The organism is Arcobacter cryaerophilus gv. crypticus, assembly GCF_002993025.1.
Classification (GTDB): domain Bacteria; phylum Campylobacterota; class Campylobacteria; order Campylobacterales; family Arcobacteraceae; genus Aliarcobacter; species Aliarcobacter cryaerophilus_B.
The window spans coordinates 13,721-36,843 of the sequence record NZ_NXGI01000002.1 but is presented as its reverse complement, the minus strand read 5'-3'; the positions used below and the strand labels follow the sequence as shown (position 1 = coordinate 36,843).

The window sequence follows — 23,123 nt, the reverse complement described above, 5'->3', positions numbered from 1 at the left end:
TGGTGAATGTTAAAATTAGACAAAAAAATAGATGATTAAATTAATCATCTATAAAATTGGTGAATTATAACTATTTCTTTTTTATTTGTCAAGAAAAAGGAAAAACTTCTTTCTCCTTTTTACTTTTTATTTAACTAAATCCCTATATCTCTACTTTGTACACTATCTTTTCCATAAAACTCTTTACTATTTGTATCATCTACAATTACTTTTGCAATACTATCTGTTAGTTTTGCAATCTCATTTGTTTGTGATGCAATTTGTGCATTTTGTTGAGTTTGTCTGTCAAGATTATTTACAACATCATTAATCTGTTCAATTCCTAGTAGTTGTTCTTTTGAAGAGTTTTGAATATCTTTAATTAAACTCATAGTTTGAGAAACATTTGAATTTAACTCTTTATACCCTTCAATCATACTATTTGCAATCTCTTTTCCTTCATTTGCTTTTTTTGTAGCATTTTCAACTATATCTTTAATCTCTTTAGCAGCTTCTGAGCTTCTGCTTGCAAGGTTTCGCACCTCTTGAGCAACTACTGCAAATCCTTTTCCAGCCTCACCTGCAGTTGCAGCTTCAACAGCTGCATTTAGGCTTAAAATATTTGTTTGAAATGCTATTTGATCAATTACACTAATTGCTTCATTTACTAAATTTACTTGTGTATTTATCTCATCCATTGCAATAGTTGTTTGATTTGCATATTTTTCACCAATAACTACTGATTTTGTAACATCATTTGATAAAAGAGCCATTTTTGTGATATTTTCACTATTACTTCTAACAGTTGATGTAATCTCTTCAATAGCAGCTGCTGTCTCTTCAAGACTTGCTGCTGCACTATTTGAAGAGCTATTTAATTTATTTACATTTTCAAGTAAAACATTTGAACTATCACCAAGAGTTAATCCATTTTTCTTATTCTCTATTAACATAGTTGTAATAGATTCACCCAAAGTATTAACACCATTTGCAAGTTTTAGTAAATGTTCTTTTAAATCTTTTGTTGGAATTTTACTCAAATAGTTATATTTTGAATATTGCTCCAAAATATCAAGTACATTTTCAATATTATTCTCTAAATTATTTGCCATATTATTTAAAACTTGTTTTAGCTGCGTCAAGGCTGGATTTGATACTTCTATATTTATTCTTTGACATAAATCACCATGCTCAAACTCACCTAAAACAGAAATTGTTTCACTTATAAGTTTTCTATCCTCTTCTATACTTTGTCGTGTTTTTTCAATATTATCACTTAAGACTTTTGACATTCTTCCAAACTCATCTTTTGTATTTACATGCACAAAATCAATACTATCTTTTTGCCTATTTAAGTAAGCGAAGAATTCATTTAAATCTTTATTTATTATTAAAAGTGGTTCATTTACTGTTTTTTTGATAATAAAATAACTTATTCCAAGTAGAGTAAATAACAGTGCTATTCCACCAAATATTGAGTATTGTCTTAATGTGTAATTCAACGAAAGTAAATCATCGATATCAGAACTAGTTACAATAATCATATTCCACTCTTCAAAAGTTGTAAAAGCAGATAATTTATCTATTACATCTTTGCCATCATCAAATGTATAAGCTATTACACCCTCTTTTAAAACTAGCATCTGCTTTAAAGCTTCTTCTACATTTTTATCAAGCTCATTTAGTTTTTTATTTTTTAAAGTTGGATGAATTGTTAAAGTTTCTGTTTTAGAATCAATTGTATATAAATAACCTTTATCTCCAAACTTGATTCTCTCTAGTTTAGATTCTAAAATTGTATACAACTTATCAAAATTATAAGCAACAAATAAAATTCCAATTACCTCATTATTTTGAATAATTGGAGTATAAATTGTCATATATTTTTTTCCAAAAAGCTCACCAATTCCTGAATATCTCTCTTTATTTGATATTTTTGAAAAAGCTGGACTCTCTTTTGCTAAAAAAGTTCCAATAGCTCTTGAACCATCTTCTTTATACAAAGATGTTGCAATTCTAAAAAAACCATCATCTTGTTTTACAAATATTGTAGCAACTGCACTTGTTGTTTGTGTAAACTTATCTACAATAGAGTTGTTATTATTTAAAACCACTCCATTTGAAGTTAAAGATGATGTTTTAATACCATTTACATCTATTTTATTTAAATGGTCAATTTCAAGATTGTTTAATTGCGTAGAAAGAACATTTGAAGCTGAAAGTGCAGAATCTTTTATTGATTCATTTAAAACTTCAAAAGTAGCTTTTATATCTAAAACTCTATCTTGAAATGTATTTTCTACATCTTTTGTTATAAAGTTTTTTACAACAATACTAATACTAATAACTGCAAAAACTAAAATAATTGCTACTGCTAAAGATTGAAAGAAAGAGACTTTTTTTATTACTGAATTCATAATTCCCCTAAATGATAATTTAAAGGATTATGATAACAAAAAAATTATAATTGAAGATAGATATAACTATTTTTTATAATATATATCTATAAATATTATAATCTGTTACTATTTTACATAATTATAATCTTATATCTTTAATATTTTTCGGAGCATCAAACAGATATCCTTGAAAATAATCAATTTCCAACTCTTTGCAAGTTTTAAAAATCTCTTTTGTTGATACAAACTCCGCAACTGTTTTTATACCAACTTTTTTTGCAAAAAATACTATTGCTTCAACAACTGCTTTAGCTGAAAGAGATTTATTTATATCTTGAATAATAGAACCATCTAATTTTATAAAATCTGCTTGCAATTTAACCAAATATGAAAAATTTGAGTAACCAGTTCCAAAATCATCAATTGCTATTTTTACACCTAAATTTTTAACTATTTTTATAAAAGATACTAATTCTTCTATATTCTCAACACCTTCACTCTCCGTTATTTCTATAGTTAAAAAGTAACCAACATCATGTTCACATATTTTTTGAATCAAAAAATCACAAATATCTTTTTCCAAAATATCACTAATTGATAAATTTATACTAAATTCGATATTTTTACCCTCAAAAAATTCAAATGATTTTTGAACTACCTTTTTTGTTATTTCCCCATATAAATTTATCTTTTTTGCTCTATCTATGAAAAAATATGGAGATATTATCTCTCCTTTTGTATCTTTCATTCTTACTAAAATCTCATATTTTTTATCATTTTGATTACTAATTGATTGTGCAAAAATCTCAAATCTATCTTTTTTTATAGCTTGAATAATTTGTGCTTCCCAATATAAGTCTTGCTCAATTGACAAAGAGTTAGGATGACACACTTGATGTTCTTCACTATCAAAAATTACTAGATTGTGTTTTAAAACTCTTGTTTGTTTTAGTGCAAATTCTGCACAAAATAGAAGTTCTGGATAGTTTATAGCAACTCCAGCTCTTAATGGAATATATACTTTATGACCATCTAGTTCAATTGGTGAGTATCCAAAATGCCAAGTAGTAGCTTTTATAGTTTGAATAAATTTTTCTTTTGAAATATTTTCACTTGCAGTTGCAACAAAAATATCTCCACCTAAATAGTACATTTGACTATTTTCAAATCTCTCTTGAAGTCTTACAGAGATTATTTTTAATATATTTTCTCCAAAATCATATCCATAGTAGTGATTTATATTTCCAAAACCACTTATATCAAATATTACAAGTTTATTAAAAAAGCCATTTTCTACATCTTTTAAAAAAGCTTTTCTATTGGGTAGTAAAATCTCATTCTTTCTACTCTCTTTATTCTCCACATTTAGCCCCTTTTAAAATGAAAAGAGATTTTTAATCTTGATTATCATTTATCCAAGATGTAATCCCACCTTTTAAACTATAAAGTTCTCCTTTATAACCAGCTTTTTTTAATTTTGAAATAGCTTCTTTGCTTTTAAGTCCTATTGTACAAATCAATACAACTTTTTTTGTTTCGTCTATTTCATTTACTCTATTTAGTAAATCTTCAAATGGTATATTTTTTGAATTAAAAATATTTTTAGCTTGAAAATCGGCGATAATTCTAACATCAATTAACAAAATTTGTTCTTTGTTATGCATTAACTCTTTTAGATTTTCACCACTTAACTCTTTAAATTCAATCTCTTTTCCACTATCTTTTAATCCACAAAACTCTTCATAATCAATAAGTTCTTTTATAGTTGCATTCTCTCCACAAACTTTACAATTTTCATCTTTTTTTATTTTATAATCTTTAAAATCCATTTTTAAAGCATTTAAAGTAAGCAATCTTCCTTTTAATGTTTCCCCTATTTCTAAAACTATTTTTATAGTTTCACTTGCTTGAATAGTTCCAATAATTCCAGGTAAAACTCCTAAAACTCCAGCTTCTGAGCAAGATGGAACAAGCCCAGCTTTTGGTGGTTCTGGAAAAATACATCTATAACAAGGGCTATTTTTATCTGCATTAAAAACTGTTGATTGACCTTCAAATCTAAAAATTGCTCCATAAACAAAAGGTTTATTTAAAAAAACACAAGCATCATTTATCAAATATCTTGTTTGAAAATTATCTGTTCCATCTACTACAACATCGAAATTTTTTATAATCTCTAAAGCATTTTGGCTTGTTAATTTATCATTGTAAGCTAGTACTTCTATGTTTGGATTTAGTGCATTTATTCTAGTTTTAGCTGAGTTTACTTTTGGATTTCCTATTTCATTTGTTGAGTGAATAATCTGTCTTTGTAAATTTGATTCATCAAGTGTATCAAAATCAATTATTCCAATAGTTCCAATACCAGCTGCACTAAGATATAAAAGAACAGGAGAACCTAAAGCTCCTGTTCCTACAACTAAAACCTTTGAATTTTTTAATTTTAGTTGTCCTTTTAATCCAACTTCTGGAAGTATTAAATGCCTGCTATATCTATTTATCTCTTGCTCTGATAGTTTTTGCTCTTTTATCAAACTAAATCCTTATTAAAATTCAGTCGTAAGAATATCACAAGAGATATTTATATTATCTTTTATTTCCTACACAAATTATGATGCTTGAAATAAAATTATCTTGTCATCTTCATAAACTTTTGTATCAAAATTTTCTAAACTATTTATATTCTCTTCATTAAGATATATATTTACATAATTCTTTAATTTTCCATCATCTGTATAAATATGATTTTCCAAATCTTTATGCTCTTTTAGTAGATTTCCTACAATATCTTTGATACTTTCACCTTGCAAAGCAATTTCAAATCTACCATTTGTATATGTTTTTAACTCTCTAGTTATATAAACTTTTGCCATTTTATAACTCCTTTTTAAGAAATCTGATTTAATCTATTTATAGATTAAATCAAATGTTCCACCATCATTGAAGTGTGTTTTTTGTGCATTTTCCCAACTTCCAAAAACATCGTCAATTTTAATTAACTCTAATTTTGGAAATATTGCCAAGTTTTCTTTACTAACTAGATTTGGAATACTCGGTCTATAATAATGTTTTGCTGCTAACTCTTGCCCTTCTTTTGAGTATAAATAGTTTAAATATTCATTTGAAACATTTAAAGTCCCTTTATGTTGGGCATTTTTATTTACAACAGTTACAGGTGGTTCGGCTAATATTGAAACAGATGGAACAACTATTTCAAACTCATCACGTCCAAGTTCATTTATTGCTAAAAAGGCTTCATTTTCCCAAGCAAGTAAAACATCTCCAATTTTTCTTTGAACAAATGTATTTGTAGCTCCTCTAGCACCTGAATCAAGAACTGGAACATTTTTTAAAAGTTTTGAAACATACTCTTTTGCTTTTTCATTGGCTTTTTTATAAGATTCTGAATTAAAATCAATTTTGTCCAAAGTACCTAACTCTTGTTTTAACCCATAAGCATAAGCAGCAAGATAGTTCCATCTTGCTCCTCCTGAAGTTTTTGGATTTGGAGTAATAACTTCAACACCATCTTTTATTAAATCATTCCAATCTTTAATTCCTTTTGGATTTCCTTTTCTTACTAAAAATACAATAGTTGAAGTATAAGGAGAAGAGTTATACTCTAATTTTTTTTGCCAATCTTTTGGAAATAAATTTGCTTTTTGGCTAATTGCATCAATATCATAAGCAAGTGCTAAAGTTACAACATCTGCTTTTAATCCATCAATTACACCTCTAGCTTGTTTACCTGAACCACCGTGTGATTGCTTTATTATTACTTTTTGTCCACTCTTTTCTTGCCAATATTTTGCAAAATTCTTGTTATACTCTTCATAAAACTCTCTTGTTGGGTCATACGATACATTTAAAATCTCTATAGATTTTTTTTCTGCTTCTGCTTTATAATCATAATCTTTAGCAAAGCTTAATGTTGATATTAGCAATGATGCTAACGCTATGTTTTTTATATTTTTTATCATTTTATCTCTCTTTTAAATTTAATACACATTAAATGTATGATAATTAAAGATTTTAAAAAAATCTCACCTATTTTCTTTTTTCTGATTTATATATTATTTTACACATGTCGCACATCATTTTTTATCCTTTCAATAAAGGTGATTTCTATCTATCACCTACTAAACTGGTGAAATTATAATAATAAAAAAAATATTTGTCAAGAGTTTTTTAAAATATTTTTTAAATTTTGTTCAAAACATCTATAAAATGGCTATTTTACAAAATATACTTTTGAAATATATATTAAAATTGAAGAGATTTTAATATATAAAAAACAAAAAAATATTATAAAATCTCTTTTTTAAATACCCAAACCACCAACAAATTCTTCTTTTAAAACATCTTCTTTTGTAACAGGAACTTGTCCTAAACAAGAAGCAATAGTAGTTTTATCTAAAATTTGTGCTGTTAAATTTCTAATATTTAAAAAAACTCTTCTAAAATAACATTTTCCTTCTTGACTACATGGCTGATAGCTAGAAACTGAAACACAAGAGATCATAGCAATCATACCTTCAAAATGTCGTATAACTTCACCCATAGTTATCTCATCTGATTTTTTTGCCAAAACATAACCGCCATATCTTCCAGGAATACTTTTTACCCATCCAGCTTTGTTCATCTCAAGCATAATATTTTCTAAAAATCTTCTTGGAACATCTATCTGCTCTGATAGCTCTCTAATTGAGATTAAACTATCAGCTTCTGCTATTGCGAATAATGCTCTTAATGCATAATCTGTTTTTTTTGATACTTTCATATTTATCACCTACCTAATTGATAAATTATAATTAATTTTAATTTTTCTGTCAAGATAGAAATAAAAAAAGGAAAGAGGTAAAACCTCTCTCCTTTAAGTTTAAATAAACTCTTTTCTTTTTTTGCTGTTCGTTTTCACAGATTCGCTTTTTATTAATTCTTTTCTTTCTTAGCTGTTCGTTTTCTAACTGTTGGATCAAGTTCTCTTTTTCTTACACGAATAGAAACAGGAGTAACTTCAACAGACTCATCTTCTTCAATCCACTCTAAAGCATTTTCCAAAGACATAGTTCTTGGTGGTACAAGTTTAATAGCCTCATCAGCTCCTGAAGATCTTACATTTGATTGTTGCTTCCCTTTAATAGGATTAACATCTAAGTCATTATCTTTAGCATGTTGTCCAACAACCATTCCAACATATACTTTATCTTGAGGTTTTATAAACATAACACCTCTATCTTGTAAGTTAAAAATTGAATAAGCTAATGCTTCTCCATTTTCCATAGATACAAGTGCTCCATATTTTCTACTTTCAACTGTTCCACTATGTGGTCTAAACTCTAAGAATGAGTGATTCATAACACCCTCTCCTCTAGTTTCAGTTAAAAACTCTGTTCTAATTCCAATAAGTCCACGTGCTGGAATTTCAAACTCTAATCTAGTAGAGCCTTCTCCCATTGGAACCATATTTGTCATAACAGCTTTTCTTTTTCCTAGTTTTTCAATAATAGCTCCACTATGTTCATCAGGAGTATCAATTACTAAATGCTCAAATGGCTCCATTTTAATACCATTTTCTTCTTTGATAATAACTTCAGGTCTTCCAATACAGAACTCAAAACCTTCTCTTCTCATATTTTCAGCCAAAATAGTAATTTGAAGTTCACCTCTTCCGTTTACTTTAAATTTACCTTCACCAATTTGCTCATAACTCATAGCAATATTAGTATTCATCTCAGCTTTTAATCTCTCATCAATTTTATTTGAAGTTATAAATTTACCTTCTGTTCCAGCAAGTGGAGAATCATTTACAGAAAAAGTTACACTTAAAGTTGGTTCTTCAATATGCATAGGATCAAGTGGCATTGGATTATTTGGATCACATAAACTATCTCCAACATCAATTGTCTCAAACCCAGCAACAGCAACAATATCACCAGCACCTGCTGTTTTAATATCGAATCTTTCCATTCCTTTAAAACCAATAAGTTTTGATACTCTACCTTTTAATTTTTCACCATCTGCTTTACATAACATTACTGTTTCACCGTGGCTTATTGTTCCATTAAAAATTCTAGCAATTCCTATTTTTCCAATAAAATTATCATAATCAAGAGTAAATACTTGAAGTTGTAAACCATTTTCATCAGTTCCTAAAGGTTTTGGAACTTCTTTTAAAATAGTGTCATATAGTGGTTTAAAATCCATATTTCCATCTGTTGCATCATATCTTGCAACACCATCTCTTGCAGCTGCATAAATAACTGGGAAATCTAGTTGCTCTTCTGTTGCATCCATTTGTGCAAAAAGGTCAAAAACTTCATCAACAACTCTTTCAGGCTCAGCTGCTTGTTTATCTATTTTGTTTACTACAACGATTGGTCTATGTCCTAAAGATAGTGCTTTTTTAACAACAAACTTTGTTTGTGGCATAACTCCCTCTTGTGCATCAACAAGAAGTAAAACAGAATCAACCATTTTTAAAACCCTCTCAACTTCTCCACCAAAATCGGCGTGTCCTGGAGTATCAATAATGTTAATTCTTACACCTTCATAATCAATAGCTGTATTTTTTGAAAGAATTGTAATTCCTCTTTCTTTCTCGATAGCATTACTATCCATAACTCTTTCATCTACATTTTGGTGAGCTGAAAATGTACCACTTTGTTTTAATAGTTGATCTACTAGCGTAGTTTTACCGTGGTCAACGTGTGCAATAACTGCAATATTTCTAATGTCTCTCATACTTCTTCTTTTTTTGTAAAATTTTGGGGGATTGTAGCTAAAAAAAACTTAAAAGCTTATAATACCTTAAAATATGGTTAAGCAAACAATAAATATTCAGTAAAAGTTTTTTTACCTTTTTATATTAATTTAATCTTTTTTTGTTAATATTCACAAAATAAAAGTAGCATCTTGCTACTTTTAACTCTTGACACTTTCTTGACAAATTATTCATAATCCATTAATTATTTAGGAATATGATTTCTAAATTTTTTACAAGGAACCTTTTAGTGTTACGACTTTCTCAAAATAGACTAATAATAATTAGCTCTATATTTTTAACTCTATTTTATAATTATAAATTTTTCAAAGATCTTATTCTTACATATGGTTTTATTGGCTCAAATATTTTGTTTTTTTTATCAATAACTATTGTTTTAACGCTTTTAATTATAGTTTTATTAACTCTATTTAGTTCAAAATATACAACAAAACCTATACTAATAACGATTTTTATAAGTTCTGCATTTGCAGCATATTTTATGGATAGTTATAGTGTTGTTATTGATTCAGAAATGATTAGAAATAGTTTGCAAACAAGTTTTAAAGAATCTGTTGATTTATTTAGTTTTAAATTAGTTCTTTATACAGTTCTTTTAGCAATTATTCCCTCTTATATTGTTTATAAAACTAAAATAAATTATAAATCATTAAAAGGTGAACTGCTTTCAAAATTAAAAACTATAACATTATCTCTAGTTATTATTTTTATAATAATTTTTAGTTTATCTAAGTTTTATACATCTTTTTTTAGAGAACATAAACCTCTAAGATATAATATAAATCCTATTTATTGGATGTATAGCATAGGAAATTATGTTAATAAAACTTTAGATACAGCACCAAGTGAAATTAAAGATATTGGTTTGGATTCAAAAGTAGTTGAAGATGAAAATGAACCTAAAGAGTTGATTATTTTAGTTATTGGAGAGACTGCAAGAGCAGATAGATTTTCATTAAATGGTTATTCTAAAGAGACAAATCCTCTTTTAAAACAAGAAGATCTTGTAAGCTTTACAAATATGTCTTCTTGTGGAACTTCAACAGCTCATTCAGTTCCTTGTATGTTTTCTATCTTTCCAAAAGATGACTACAGCTATAAAAAAGGTGCTTCTACAAAAAATGTTTTAGATGTTTTAAATAATACTCAAGATGTTGCAATTTTATGGAGAGATAATAACTCTGATTCAAAAGGAGTAGCACTTAGAGTTGATTATGAAGATTATCAAACTCCTAAAACAAATAGTGTTTGTGATGAAGAGTGTAGAGATGAAGGAATGTTGGTTGGTCTTGAAAATTATATAGAAAAAAACAAAGGTAGAGATATATTAATAGTTCTTCATCAAATGGGAAATCACGGTCCTGCATATTATAAAAGATATCCAAAAGAGTTTGAAAAATTTACACCTGCATGTAAAACAAACCAGCTAGAAAATTGTACACAAGAAGAGATAAGTAATGCATACGATAATGCAATTTTATATACTGATTATTTTTTATCAAAAGCTATAAATTTTTTAAAAAAATATTCAAGAACTCATGAAGCAGGATTATTATATGTATCTGACCATGGAGAAAGTCTTGGAGAAAATGGAATATATCTTCATGGTATGCCTTATGCAATAGCTCCAAAAGAACAAACAAGAGTTGCATCTCTTATTTGGTTAGATGATGGACAAATGGCTCATGAATACGACAAAAATAAAATAGACCAAAATAAAGATAAAGAGTACTCACATGATAATTTATTTAGTACTCTTTTGGGGCTATTTGAAGTAAAAACAGAAGTATATAAAAAAGAGTTGGATATTTTAAATGAAGCTAGAAAAGAAGAATAAACAAATTATATTTACAGCCTTTTTATTTTGGGCTGTAATTTTAATATTTCAATTTACAGATTTTGATATAGAATTTCAATCTCTTTTTTATAATTTTGAAACAAAATCTTGGATTTTATCAAAAGATAATTATTTGGCAGATTTGATTTTTTATAGTGGATTTAAAAAAATATTTATAATATTTTCATCTATTATTCTCATTGCAACAATTTTATCTTTTTTTAAAAGAATTAAAATATTAGAAAAGTACAAAAAAGGTTTATTGATAGTATGTTTAAGTACTATTTTAGTACCCGCTTTAGCTTCTTTAAAAAGTGTCACAAATGTTCCTTGTCCTGTAGATATTATAGAATTTGGCGGAGATTTTATTGATGTAAAAATTCTTGAATCATATCCAAAAGATTATATTCAAGAAAAAAAACAAAGATGTTGGCCAGCTGGTCATGCAACAATGGGTTTTTCTTTGATGGCTCTATATTTTTTATTTAAAAAACCTAGAAATCAAAAAATTGCTCTAGCTTTTGGTATAACAGTAGGTGTATTAACTGGCGGATATAAAATATTAATTGGTGACCACTTTTTAAGTCATACATTAGTTACTATGATATTAGCTTGCTTAGTAATTTTAATTATTCATAAACTCATAATAAGGCAAAACTTTGAGAAATCAACCAAAATATAACTTTTTTAAAAATACATCTTATGCATTAAAAGGTTTAATTGACTTAATAAAAAATGAAACTTCATTTAAAATTGAGCTAATAGTAACAATTCTTCTAATTCCTGTAATTATTTTTATTGATACAAACTTAACAAATAAAGCTATTTTATTTATAACTTTAATGGGAATGATTTTAGCTGAAGCCATAAATAGTGCAATAGAAAGAGTAGTAGATTTAGTAACTCTTGAACATAATCCTATGGCTGGTCGTGCTAAAGATGTTGGAAGTACTATTGTATTTATTAGTATCTCTATTTTTGTAATTACATGGTTAATTATATTATTTGATATTTGTAAATAAATTGTCAAGTAAAAAAACATAATATCTTTAAACTATTCTTTTACAATTCTAAATATAAAAATATTTAGGAGTAAATTGTGAAAGCATTTCTAATAGCAACTTTAGTTGCAACTTTGAGTTTTAGTGCTACAGTTGATGATTTTTTAGACTCTTTAAAACAAGAAGTTTTAAAAACTAATTCATCTTTCAAAGGTTTTGATTATAAAAGAGGCGAAGAGATTTTTTTATCAAAACATATTGGAAAAAAAGGTGAATTAGTCTCTTGCGCATCTTGCCATGGTACAGATTTATACAAAGCAAATCAAAATCATTTTACAGGAAAAACAATAGATGCTCTATCTCCAAAAGCAAATCCAAAAAGATTTACAGATAAAACAGAGATTGAAAAATGGTTAAAAAGAAATTTCAATGATGTTTACAATCGTGAAGGAACTGCACTTGAAAAAGGTGATGTAATTACTTACATCATCAACAAGTAACAAAGGAGCTTAAAGATGAAAATAATAATTCTTTTAGGTTTAACTTCTTGTTGTTTATTTGCTGGAAAAATGGATGTAACTATTAAACCAGTTGATAATACAATTTATGAAAAAGAGTGTGGTAGTTGCCACTTTGCATATCAAGCAGGATTACTTCCTAGTAACTCTTGGAATAAAATGATGTCAAATTTAAGTGACCACTTTGGTGATGATGCAAGTGTAGATGAGAAAACTTTTCAAACTCTAGTTGGCTATTTAAATGAAAATAGTGCTGAAAAAAGTATGAATAATAAAAGAAGTAGAAAAATAGTTGAGAATTTAAATGGGACTATTCCTGATTCTATTTCAAAAATGCCATATATGAAAAAGAAACATAGAGATATAAAAGAGCATTTAATCACTCAAAAAGAGGTTAAAGGTTTGTTTAACTGCACCGCTTGTCATCAAAATGCCAAAAAAGGTATTTTTAGCGATGATGATGTAAATATTCCAAATTATGGAAAATGGGAGAAATAAAGCTTTTTTCTAAAAGCTCTTTAGGTTTTTGCTACTTTTTAGAATATTTTTAATATTCGTTATAAAAAGTAGTAATAAAAGATTTGGTTCCTTTTAAATAGGAACTATTTAAAAGGATTCATATGCAAAAATCATATATTTGGTCATTACCAACAAGAGTTTTTCATCTCTTGTTTGCTTTGTTTATTCTAATTGCTTTCTTAACAGACGATGATAAACTTCTAAAATTTCATGCAATTGCTGGTTACTCTATTTTGATTTTATTATTTTTTAGAGTTTATTGGGGATATTTTGGTCCAAAATACTCCTTATTTAAAGATTTCCCAGCAAATAAAAATGAAGCTAAAGAGTTTTTAAAAAATATTTTCGATGGCTCTTTAAAAAATGAGCAAAAATATATAGGACACAATCCATTAGCATCTTATGTGATGATAGCTATGCTAATTGTTACTTTTATTGTAATTGTTACGGGAGTTTTAGCTTATGGAATACAAGATGGAAAGGGATTAGCATCTTTTTTAAATGACTCTTTTTTTAAAAATATGAAACTTTTTAAAGAGATTCATGAATTCTTTGCAAATTTTCTTATTTTTTTAATTATTGCACATTTAGTTGGAATTGCTTTTGATAGATTATTTCATAAAAAACATGAAACTCTAAACTCTATAGCAACTGGATATAAAATGACTTATGAAGATGAGAGTATAAAACTCTCATTTTTTCAAAAACTATTTGCTATTTTTATGTTTGTAGCTTTTATAGCTTTTTTGATTTTTAATCTTTATAAACCAGATAATGCTTTAGTTGCTTCAAAATTTGAGCCAATTGATTATAAAACACAAAATGTAGCTTTTGTAAACGAGTGTGGAAGTTGCCATACTCTTTATCCCACCAAATCTATTACCTAAAAAATCATGGGAATTAATAATGAGTGATTTAGAAAATCACTTTGGCGATGATGCAAGTTTAAATGAAGAAACAAATCAAGATATTTTGAGTTTTTTATTAAAAAATAGTGCAGAAACTTCAACCATGAAAGCTAGTTGGAATTTTATAAATTCAATAGGCAATAAAGATATAATTGCTTTAACAAAAACTACTTATTGGGAAAGAAAGCACAAAAAGATTCCAAAAGAAGTCTTTAAAAATGAAAAAGTAAAAAGTGTTGCAAACTGTAAAGCTTGTCATAGTGATATTGAAAAAGGATTAATCGAAAATGAAAATATTAAAGATATTTCTGATTTTATGTAGTATATTTTTGTTTCTAAATGGTGATGATGATTACAAAAAATATAAGCACTCTTATAAAAATTTGGATTATTTAAATTTAGATGAGAAACAAATAAAAGCTATAAAAAATATTCTTTTAGAGCTAAAAGATGAGTATAAAGAGTTTTATGAATTTAAAGATGATATTGAAGATGATATTGAAGATTTAATAGAAGAGTCAAATTTTGATGAAAAATTATATATTCAAAAAAGTATGGAAATCAAAAAAAAGGCTACAATTTTAGAAGCTAAAAGAATAAAAAAGATATTAGAGATTTTAAATGAAGAGCAAAGAGACGAATTTGCAGATCATTTCAAGGAGTGGATAATTGAATAAAAAAGTTTTACTAATTGAAGATGATTTACAAATGCAATCTTTAATAGTTGATTATCTAAAAGATTATGGATTTGTTGTCACTGCTTTTGATAATCCGAAAGATGTTTTAGAAGATTTTAAAATAAACAGTGACTACTCTATTATAATTTTAGATTTAATGCTTCCGTTTATGGATGGTTTTGATCTATTTAATAAACTAAAAAGCATAAAAAATATACCTATAATTATCTCAACTGCAAGAGGTGATATAGGAAACAAAATACACGGCTTTGAGCTTGGAGCTGATGATTATCTTGCAAAACCATATGAGCCACGAGAGTTGGTTTTAAGAATAGAGTCTATTTTAAAACGAAATTCAAATAAATCTTTTAAGGTTGCTGATTTTACAATAGATAAAGATAATAGAACTGTTTTAATAGATGATTATGCAATTGATTTTACAAAAATAGAGTTTGAAATTTTTATTTATTTAGTTGAAAATAAAAATAAAATATCTTCAAGAGAGCAGATTTTAAATGCGAGTTCTTTAGATTTTAATACAAAAAATAGAACTATTGATATGCACATATCAAATATTAGAGCAAAAATTGGTGATGATTCAAAAAACCCTAAATATATAAAATCTGTTTGGGGAATTGGTTATAAGTTTGTAGGATAAAATGTCAATATTTAAAAAACTAACTATCCTTTTTATTTTAAGTTTTATTCTAATGAGTATAATTGGAGTATGGATTGATAATATAAATTCAAAAAGAGTTGATAATTTTGCAAAAGAAAAATACCTAAAAGTTATTGATGATATTTTTAGAAATATAGAAAATAAAAATTATTTAGATTCTTTGATTTTAAAAAATGGTTTAGAAAAAGTAATTTTTTTAGATAAAAATAATTTAGAAACTATATATTCTCAAAGCTCTACATTTGGAGAGATTTCTATCTTAAAGTATAAATCATCGAATATTTATATTCTAAAAATAAAATATTTGGATGAGTTATATACTTTTAAAGCATTAGATGAAGAGAATTTAAGTGATAAAAATATTTTAAATATATTGGTATTTTTGGATATTTTTGCACTTTTAATGATGTTTTTATTTATAATTAAACTTTTAAGCCCTCTAAAAACTATCACAAAAGATATAAAAGCTTTTGCAAATGGTGATTTATCAACAAGAATAGATATAAAATCCAACGATGAGATTGGAACTTTAGCAAAGAGTTTTAATAATATGGCAAGTTCAATTGAAAACTCTATAAAAACAAGAGAAGAGCTACTTCGTGATATTGGTCATGAGTTAAGAACTCCAATAGCAAAAGGAAAATTTGTAATAGAAAAAATAGATGATTTTTCAAAAAAAGAGCTACTTAAAAAGATTTTCAATGATTTAGAAAGACTTACAAACGAGCTAATTGAGCTTGAAAAACTAAATATTACAAACTTAGATATAAAAACATTTAGTGCGGAAACTTTGATTTTAGAATCTTTGGGAAAATTATATTTAGAAGATGAATCAAAAATCAAAATAGAGATTTCTGAAGATTTTAAAATAGAAGCTGATTTGAATTATCTATCAATCGCACTTAAAAATCTTATTGATAATGCTTTAAAATATGCTACAGCTTTTCCAATTATTATAAAAGTTGATAAAAATCAAATCTCTATTTCAAATAGTGGTGAAAAACTATCAAAAGATTTAGAGTACTATTTAAAACCTTTTACACAAGAACTTATTCAAAGAGATGGCTTTGGCTTAGGTTTGAGCATTGTAAAAAAGATTCTTGATAAACATAATTTTCAACTTATTTATATCTATAAAAATGGATTTAATATATTTAAAATCATTTTATAATGAATATATCATTAGAGATTTTGTATAATCTAAATTCAATTTTTTATAAAGGCAAAATAGTGATAGAAAAAATAAATGAAAAACAAAATATCTTAAATGACAATATTGGTTTTGTAGAGAATTGGGATTTTTCAAAAGCAAATTTAAATGAAGAAAATAGAATTTTAGCTATTACACAAGTTGCTTCAATTTGTTACCAAAATCCAAAAGCACTTGGAAGTGAAAGTTTATATAATAGACTTATGGCTGAAAGTATGGGATTACCAAGTTCTAGCTTTGAGTTTGTTCCAGTTTTACTTGATTATGAAAATTCTAAACATCAAGAGATTTTAAAATTGGAGTATTCAAATTGTAAAAAATTTGGTGAAATTTTAGATGATAGATATTTGCTTACAAATTATAGAGCACTTGTTTATGATTTTGAAAATGATAAAGATAAATTTAGTTTTGATATTAGAACTATTTTTAATACACAAGAAGAGTGTAATATCATAAAAGATTATTTCAAAGTATTTTTATTTAAAGTAGATTTTCCTACAAGAAGTCAAATGGTAAGACACAGAATTTCTTGGCAAGAATTAAGTAGAAGATATGTAAGTGCTAAAAGAGTACCTTTTGAATTTTATGTTAGTGAAAAATTAAAAGATAATCAAAAAGTACAAGACTTAATAAAACAAAGTGAAGATTTATATTTTGAATTACTTGAAAATGGAGTTAAACCTCAAGAAGCAAGAAGAGTAATTCCACAAATGGGATATACACAAATTTGGGGTGCATTTATGCCAAAACAGCTTGATAATTATTTTAAACTAAGACTTGATGAACATGCTCAATGGGAGATAAGACAAACTGCAATTGCAATGCAAGAGCTTCTTAAATGAGCGCACTAGAGATTGCTGATATTATAGGTATTATCTCTTTTGCTTTAAGTGGTTTTTTAATTGGTGTTCACTGTAAACTTGATATTTTAGGAGTTTTTATTTCTGCATTTTTAACTGCTTTTGGTGGTGGAATGACAAGAGATGTTCTAGCAGATAGAACTCCTTATGTTTTTACTTCAAACTTACCTCTTAGTTTGGTAATTGCAACAGTTTTAATAGCCATGCTATTTAAACTTCACAAAATTACAAATCTTGAAGGTAAATGGGCATTTGTAATCTCAGATGCAATTGGACTTTCATCATTTGCAATAACAGGTGCAATAATTGCAATTGAGAGTGGTTTTAACTTCTTAAGTGCTGTAATGCTTGCATTTATAACAGCTGTTGGTGGTGGAACTATTAGAGATGTTTTAATAAACAGAATGCCTTTTATTTTGGTTTCAGAGTTTTATGCAACCGTTGCACTTATTATTGGAAGTGTTGTTTATATTTTAGAAATTTTTGAGCTTAGAAATCTATTTTCACTTATTCTTGTATTTATATTTGGAGTTGTTTTAAGAGTACTTGCTTACTATAAAAAATGGAATCTACCAACTTTATCAAAAGAAAATTAATCTTCTGTTTACTTTTTAAAGCTAGAATCTTGAAAATTTTTAAAAGGAAAAATATGTTAAAAAAAATACTTTTAGCTTCTTTATTAGCTTTAGGATTAAATGCGGCTCCACTTGCTGTTGATAGTGTTGTTGATAACTTAAAAATCAAAGATCAAAATGAAGTTGAAAAAGTTATAGACACAAATGTAAAAACTATACTTTTTGCAAGTGATAAAAGCACAAGCGATATGTTAAGAGATTATCTTTTACCACTAAGCGAGAAAGAGAATATTTTAGAAAAAAATTCTGCTGTTTATGTTGCTGATATTTCAGGAATGCCAAGTTTGATTTCTAAATTTATAGCTTTACCAAAAATGAAAAAATACCCATTTTCAGTTTTATTATTAGATGATACAAACAAAGATAACTTTGTAAAAGAAGATGGAAAAATTATTGTTTATAGTTTAGAAAATGGAAAAGTTTCTAAAATAGAAAAAATCTCTACAAAAGAAGAGCTAGCAAATATTATAAAATAATATAAACTTGGAAACAAGGATTTTTAATCCTTGTTTTTTTCTTATGAAATAATATTAAAAAATCCCCTTACTTACACATAAATTTCCAAAGGTTCGATTTTATTCAAAATTTGCATTAAATCTTCCTCTTTTTTTGCTTCAAAATTAGGGATATTGTTTAAGCCAATTTTTGAAAAATCTTTTAGTAAATTTCCAAAATAATCACTCTTTGCTTCTTGCAAATCTTTTGAGAAAAAATATTTTGATTGAAGCTCTTTTTTATATAGTTTAAAAATATCTTCTCCTTTGCTAGTCAAAAATTTTCCATTTTCTTCTTTTAAATCATTTAAGTCATATCCGATAACATCTTTTAGTTCATTTGCTAAATCATATTTATTTATACTTCTTGTAAATTCAGATGGATTTTCTGTATATTGTGATTTATAGTTTATTTTATTTTGAGCTGCATTATATTCACTTGTTTTTGCTATATTCCACTCTTCTATCCAAGCTGTTTTTCCTGTTCCATAGTTTTCTTTTTGTCCGATATCATAAAAACTTCTATTTTCATACTCTATTGAAAGAACCAAATCAGGTACATTTTCAAAACCTTTTCTTGCTAATTCTGTAAGTTGATTTTCATAGTATATTAAAATAGTATTTTTATCAAACCCAGGGTTTGGGTATCTTTCATCAAAATTATTTTTGAAGATTCTAAATAAATCTGTTCCGTCTGGAGCTAAAAATCTATCTCCTTTTACTTCTAAATCTGCTAAATTATATCCTGTAAACTCTTTTGCAGAATTTACAATATTCCACTTATCTTCTTTTTCCTTTGTAAATTGTGTGCTACTATCTGATTTCATATAATTTATATGAAAAAATAGTTGTTTTACATTTTCACTATTTTTATTTAAAATATCTTCTATTGCTTGTGCCAAATTCTCATCTTTTGCACCATTTACTTTTAGTATAAAATGGTTTGGTTCTATTGTAAATGTTAGCTTTTCATCTTTTGGGATAGTTATTCCGTAATTATTTAATAAAGTTTCAAATTGACTATTTACAGCTTCTCTATTGTAAGCATTTCTTTCAGCTTTTTCCACATAGACATTTGTTGGTTTTATTCCATTTCTAGTTAAAATTGGGTCTAAATATGAATAAGAACCTTTAAAACCTTTTTGCCTATCAAATTCATTTGTAAAAGCTGCAAATCTTTCTTCATCAGTTAAATCTTTTATATAATAAGCATAACTTTTGTCATTGTATTTTTTATAAACATGAGCTAAAGGGTCTTCAAATTTTTTGTTATCTTCAACTATTTTTTTGTAGTAATCATCTAATATTTTATGTGTAGCTTCATTGTTTTTATTTACATAAGCATTGTTACTTTGTATTATGGCTTCTGGTTTATCTGAAAGGTTTATTTTTTGTGAACTTATATCTAATACATAAGCTTCTTTATCATAATTGCTTGTGTAAGAATTTACTTTAACATCATTTTGATTTACTTTTATAGCTCCATTTAGTGAGCTAACTTGTTGTGATGCTGTATTTGAATTAATTATCATAAAATCTCCTTTACTATACAATTCTTAATAATAGTTTAATTATATAGCTTTATTCTTTAGATTGAATTAATTTTATTTATGTTTATTGGTTTTGCATTTGCTACAAATACAGCAGATAGAGTTTATGCTAGAAGTTCTTACAATATCTAGTTCATCAAATAGTTCGTATAATATAAATTTGGCAAAGAACTTAGATGTTGCAAGAAATTGGGGATTAAAATATCATACAAAAGCAGTGGGAGCTTCTACTATGTCAAATGTAAAAGCAACTATCCAATATGAATATGATGAAACAGATAGTTTTAAACCTTAGTTAAAAAGATAAAGAGTAGTTTAAAACTACTCTTTTTCTAGCAAATTTTATGCCAAAACCTTTACAAAAGCTTCAACAATAGCAGTTTTTTCAAGCTCTTTTATTCTATTTTCTAAACTCTGAGCTGTTTCATCTTTTTCTAGCTCTAGCTCTTTTATCAAAATCTTTTCGCCCTCATCATAGTTTTCATTTACATAGTGAATTGTTACACCTGATTTTTTCTCACCATTTTTTATAACTGCTTCATGCACAAAACTTCCATACATTCCAGCACCACCATAAATAGATGGCAAAATTGCAGGATGAGTATTTATTATTTTATTTGGAAAAGTTTTAAGCAAGTTTTCCTCTATTTTTTTCATATATCCAGATAAAAATATATAATCACACTCAAACTCTTTTAAAGTTTGTGCAATTTTTAAATCCAAATTTTCGTTTGGAAATAGATTTTTGTTTATCACAAAAGATTTTATTCCATATTTTGAAGCTTTTTCAAGCACTCCAGCATTTGAGTTATTTGTAATAATCACTTCCACTTTTGCATTTAAAATACCACTTTCAATCGCTTTTTGTATTGTTTCAAAACCACTTCCGTTGTACGAAGCCAAAATTCCTATTTTTTTCATAAATTTCTATCCTTTTATTCTTTGAGAGTGAGTTAAAGCAATTGCAATTGCATCTGTAATATCAAGAGGTTTTATCTCTTTTTTTATTCCCAAAAGTCGCTTAACCATAAAAGCAACCTGCTCTTTTGTAGCTTTTCCATTTCCAGTAACTGCTTTTTTTACTTGAAGTGGTGTATATTCTGCAAAATTTCCAAACTCTTGTAAAATTTTTAAAGATATAGCTCCTCTAAATTGAGCTAGTTTTATAACAGTTTTTGGATTAAAAGCATAAAACATATCTTCAATTGATACTTCATCAATTTTGTGAGCCTTAAATATCATATCAAAACCCTCAGTCATCTCTACAATTTGCTCTTGCAAAACTGTAGTTTTTATCTTAATTAATCCAGCTTCTATTAGTTTTAAATCTCTTCCACTTTTTTCAATAATAGCATATCCACAATTTTTTGTTCCAGGGTCTATTCCTAATATTTTCACTATTTCACTCTTTTTTATTTTTTATATTCACATTTTTAAATATTCGATTGTATCGTATTTTAACTATGTTTTTATTTATAAAATTCTAAAACTATTCACTACTTATTCACATTGTGTACAAATAAATTATTTTATGATTTTAAACTATTTTTTATACTTTTTCCATTGAAGCTATTTTATAAAATATTTAGATATAATAATTGCTTAATTAAATTTGATTTTTTAGGTTATTATGACAAATAAAGAGTTTTTATCACTTATTCAAAAAGAAACAAGCAAAAATGACTTCGAAAGATATTTAAAACAACTTGTTTTAAAAAAATTATCTATTGAAGAAAATATTGCCATATTTGAAGTAGCAAACAAATATATTGCTTCTTGGATAAAGAGTAAATATACAAATCTTATTCAAAACTGCTTTGAAAAAAATATAAATCTTAAGCCAGATATTGAAATTAGATTAATTGGTGAAAAAAAGACAAAAAAAGAGACACTAAATAATCAAATTCAAAATCATACTCCAGAAAGTACGATACTAAATCCTTCATATACTTTTGATTCATTTATAGTTGGTCCTTCAAATCAAATGGCTTATAATGCAGCTTTAGCAGTAGCTTCAAAACCAGGTGTTCAATATAATCCACTTTTTATATATGGTGGAACTGGACTTGGAAAAACTCATATTTTACAAGCTATTGGAAACCATGCTTTAGAAAATGATAAAACAGTAATATATGTAACAATTGAGCAGTTTATGAATGATTTTATATTTTCAATAAATAAAAAAAATATGGAACATTTTAGAGAAAAATATAGAAATTGTGATTTACTTTTAATAGATGATGTACAATTTTTAAGCGGAAAAGAGAGCACTCAAGAGGAATTTTTCCATACTTTCAACGAATTACACAATGCAAAAAAACAAATTGTAATGACAAGTGATAGGCTTCCATCTCAAATAGCTGGACTTGTTGATAGATTAAAATCAAGATTTGAGTGGGGACTTACAACAGATGTTCAAATTCCAAAACTAGAAACAAAAATTGCAATTATTGAAAAAAAATCAGAATTAAATGGGATAAACTTAAGTCGTGATATTGTCTCATTTATTGCAACAACTCTTGATAGTTCAATAAGAGAAATTGAAGGTGTTTTAATAAGAATAAATGCAAGTGCATCTTTACTTAATCTTGAAATAAATCTACAAATGGTTCAAAATCTTTTAAAAGACCAAATAAAAGAGAACAAAGAGAATATAAAACTTCCAGATATTATAAGTTTAGTTGCAAATGAATTAAATATAAAACCAAGTGATATAAAATCTAAAAAAAGAACTTCTAGCGTAGCAAATGCAAGAAGAATAGTTATATTTCTTGCACGTGAATTAACTCATAATTCAATGCCAGATATTGCAAAATTTTTAGAGATGAAAGACCATAGCTCAATTTCTCATAATGTTAAAAAAACAACAGAGCTAATTGAAAAAGATGAAAACTTTAAATTGATCATTCAAAATTTAAAAAACAAATTAATAAACAAGGAGTAATAGTTAGATGTGTGAAAAGATGTGAATATATACTTGATTTTAATCACTATGTTAAACATCGATTTTATAGTGCTTAGAACTGTATTTACATCTTTTCACATATACTACTACTAATACTTGAAAATAAAT

At 26.5% G+C, this 23,123-nt stretch carries 25 protein-coding genes; 15 read left to right on the top strand and 10 right to left on the bottom strand.

The features are described 5' to 3' along the window. Positions 1-134 precede the first annotated feature (134 nt). From CJ670_RS00565 to typA, 7 genes are all read right to left on the bottom strand, one after another. Positions 135-2,396 (bottom strand): methyl-accepting chemotaxis protein, encoded by a 2,262-nt coding sequence (locus CJ670_RS00565; protein WP_105938465.1) that lies wholly within the window; start codon positions 2,394-2,396, stop codon positions 135-137. A 121-nt stretch (positions 2,397-2,517) separates the two neighbouring features. After that, complete coding sequence (locus tag CJ670_RS00560) at positions 2,518-3,741, bottom strand: EAL domain-containing protein (protein WP_105938464.1); 1,224 nt, start codon at positions 3,739-3,741, stop codon at positions 2,518-2,520. Positions 3,742-3,772: 31 nt separating this feature from the next. Further along, positions 3,773-4,912 carry a molybdopterin-synthase adenylyltransferase MoeB gene (gene moeB / locus CJ670_RS00555; protein ID WP_105938463.1) on the bottom strand — a complete coding sequence of 380 codons (1,140 nt, stop codon included), beginning with the start codon at positions 4,910-4,912 and terminating at the stop codon, positions 3,773-3,775. A 75-nt stretch (positions 4,913-4,987) separates the two neighbouring features. Then, a complete protein-coding gene (locus CJ670_RS00550) occupies positions 4,988-5,251 on the bottom strand; it encodes a MoaD/ThiS family protein (protein ID WP_105938462.1) in 264 nt (87 codons plus the stop codon). A gap of 33 nt (positions 5,252-5,284) precedes the next feature. Next, positions 5,285-6,358 carry a sulfate ABC transporter substrate-binding protein gene (locus CJ670_RS00545; RefSeq protein WP_105938461.1) on the bottom strand — a complete coding sequence of 358 codons (1,074 nt, stop codon included), beginning with the start codon at positions 6,356-6,358 and terminating at the stop codon, positions 5,285-5,287. A gap of 341 nt (positions 6,359-6,699) precedes the next feature. Continuing rightward, entirely contained in the window at positions 6,700-7,158 is a 459-nt protein-coding gene (locus CJ670_RS00540; RefSeq protein WP_105911645.1) for an RrF2 family transcriptional regulator, read from the bottom strand. Positions 7,159-7,310: 152 nt separating this feature from the next. Further along, positions 7,311-9,122: a translational GTPase TypA gene (gene typA / locus CJ670_RS00535; RefSeq protein WP_105938460.1), complete on the bottom strand. Its 1,812-nt coding sequence runs from the start codon at positions 9,120-9,122 to the stop codon at positions 7,311-7,313. 269 nt (positions 9,123-9,391) lie between these two features. On the opposite strand from typA, the gene CJ670_RS00530 reads away from it, so the two are divergent. The 13 genes from CJ670_RS00530 (at position 9,392) to CJ670_RS00470 (ending at position 18,482) form a co-directional block, all read left to right on the top strand. After that, complete coding sequence (locus CJ670_RS00530) at positions 9,392-10,999, top strand: phosphoethanolamine transferase (protein ID WP_105938459.1); 1,608 nt, start codon at positions 9,392-9,394, stop codon at positions 10,997-10,999. Continuing rightward, positions 10,977-11,681 (top strand): phosphatase PAP2 family protein, encoded by a 705-nt coding sequence (locus CJ670_RS00525; RefSeq protein ID WP_105938458.1) that lies wholly within the window; start codon positions 10,977-10,979, stop codon positions 11,679-11,681. Before CJ670_RS00530 ends, CJ670_RS00525 begins: the two co-directional genes overlap by 23 nt. After that, on the top strand, positions 11,659-12,021 hold the full coding sequence (locus CJ670_RS00520) for a diacylglycerol kinase (protein WP_105938457.1): 363 nt from the start codon (positions 11,659-11,661) through the stop codon (positions 12,019-12,021). Before CJ670_RS00525 ends, CJ670_RS00520 begins: the two co-directional genes overlap by 23 nt. A gap of 77 nt (positions 12,022-12,098) precedes the next feature. Continuing rightward, positions 12,099-12,500: a DUF1924 domain-containing protein gene (locus CJ670_RS00515; RefSeq protein WP_105938456.1), complete on the top strand. Its 402-nt coding sequence runs from the start codon at positions 12,099-12,101 to the stop codon at positions 12,498-12,500. A gap of 15 nt (positions 12,501-12,515) precedes the next feature. After that, positions 12,516-13,016, top strand: a complete 501-nt coding sequence (locus tag CJ670_RS00510) for a diheme cytochrome c (RefSeq protein ID WP_105938455.1) — start codon at positions 12,516-12,518, stop codon at positions 13,014-13,016. Positions 13,017-13,138: 122 nt separating this feature from the next. Beyond that, entirely contained in the window at positions 13,139-13,924 is a 786-nt protein-coding gene (locus CJ670_RS00505; protein ID WP_105938454.1) for a cytochrome b/b6 domain-containing protein, read from the top strand. Positions 13,925-13,943: 19 nt separating this feature from the next. Continuing rightward, entirely contained in the window at positions 13,944-14,267 is a 324-nt protein-coding gene (locus CJ670_RS00500) for a diheme cytochrome c (RefSeq protein ID WP_245391654.1), read from the top strand. Beyond that, entirely contained in the window at positions 14,233-14,622 is a 390-nt protein-coding gene (locus CJ670_RS00495) for a hypothetical protein (RefSeq protein ID WP_105938452.1), read from the top strand. The genes CJ670_RS00500 and CJ670_RS00495 overlap by 35 nt, the downstream gene beginning before the upstream one ends. Further along, positions 14,615-15,280 (top strand): response regulator transcription factor, encoded by a 666-nt coding sequence (locus tag CJ670_RS00490; RefSeq protein WP_105938451.1) that lies wholly within the window; start codon positions 14,615-14,617, stop codon positions 15,278-15,280. The genes CJ670_RS00495 and CJ670_RS00490 overlap by 8 nt, the downstream gene beginning before the upstream one ends. A 1-nt stretch (position 15,281) precedes the next feature. Further along, complete coding sequence (locus tag CJ670_RS00485; RefSeq protein ID WP_105938450.1) at positions 15,282-16,472, top strand: ArsS family sensor histidine kinase; 1,191 nt, start codon at positions 15,282-15,284, stop codon at positions 16,470-16,472. Positions 16,473-16,531: 59 nt separating this feature from the next. Further along, entirely contained in the window at positions 16,532-17,353 is an 822-nt protein-coding gene (locus tag CJ670_RS00480; protein WP_105938449.1) for an FAD-dependent thymidylate synthase, read from the top strand. Next, positions 17,350-17,967, top strand: a complete 618-nt coding sequence (locus CJ670_RS00475) for a trimeric intracellular cation channel family protein (RefSeq protein WP_105912564.1) — start codon at positions 17,350-17,352, stop codon at positions 17,965-17,967. The genes CJ670_RS00480 and CJ670_RS00475 overlap by 4 nt, the downstream gene beginning before the upstream one ends. A gap of 53 nt (positions 17,968-18,020) precedes the next feature. Beyond that, on the top strand, positions 18,021-18,482 hold the full coding sequence (locus tag CJ670_RS00470; RefSeq protein ID WP_105912563.1) for a hypothetical protein: 462 nt from the start codon (positions 18,021-18,023) through the stop codon (positions 18,480-18,482). 71 nt (positions 18,483-18,553) lie between these two features. On the opposite strand, the gene CJ670_RS00465 is transcribed toward CJ670_RS00470, so the two are convergent. Further along, complete coding sequence (locus CJ670_RS00465; RefSeq protein WP_105938448.1) at positions 18,554-20,032, bottom strand: DUF4885 family protein; 1,479 nt, start codon at positions 20,030-20,032, stop codon at positions 18,554-18,556. Positions 20,033-20,156: 124 nt separating this feature from the next. Here CJ670_RS00465 and CJ670_RS00460 point away from each other — a divergent pair, with 124 nt between their 5' ends. Continuing rightward, positions 20,157-20,345, top strand: a complete 189-nt coding sequence (locus tag CJ670_RS00460; protein ID WP_105938447.1) for a hypothetical protein — start codon at positions 20,157-20,159, stop codon at positions 20,343-20,345. Between the two features lie 47 nt (positions 20,346-20,392). Here CJ670_RS00460 and purN read toward each other — a convergent pair whose 3' ends face one another. Both purN and ruvC read right to left on the bottom strand, forming a co-directional pair. Continuing rightward, positions 20,393-20,971 (bottom strand): phosphoribosylglycinamide formyltransferase, encoded by a 579-nt coding sequence (gene purN / locus CJ670_RS00455; protein WP_105938446.1) that lies wholly within the window; start codon positions 20,969-20,971, stop codon positions 20,393-20,395. A 6-nt stretch (positions 20,972-20,977) separates the two neighbouring features. Continuing rightward, entirely contained in the window at positions 20,978-21,448 is a 471-nt protein-coding gene (gene ruvC, locus CJ670_RS00450) for a crossover junction endodeoxyribonuclease RuvC (protein WP_105924698.1), read from the bottom strand. A gap of 232 nt (positions 21,449-21,680) precedes the next feature. Here ruvC and dnaA point away from each other — a divergent pair, with 232 nt between their 5' ends. Next, positions 21,681-22,994, top strand: coding sequence for a chromosomal replication initiator protein DnaA (dnaA, locus tag CJ670_RS00445; protein ID WP_105938445.1), 1,314 nt, complete (start codon positions 21,681-21,683; stop codon positions 22,992-22,994). Positions 22,995-23,123 lie beyond the last annotated feature (129 nt).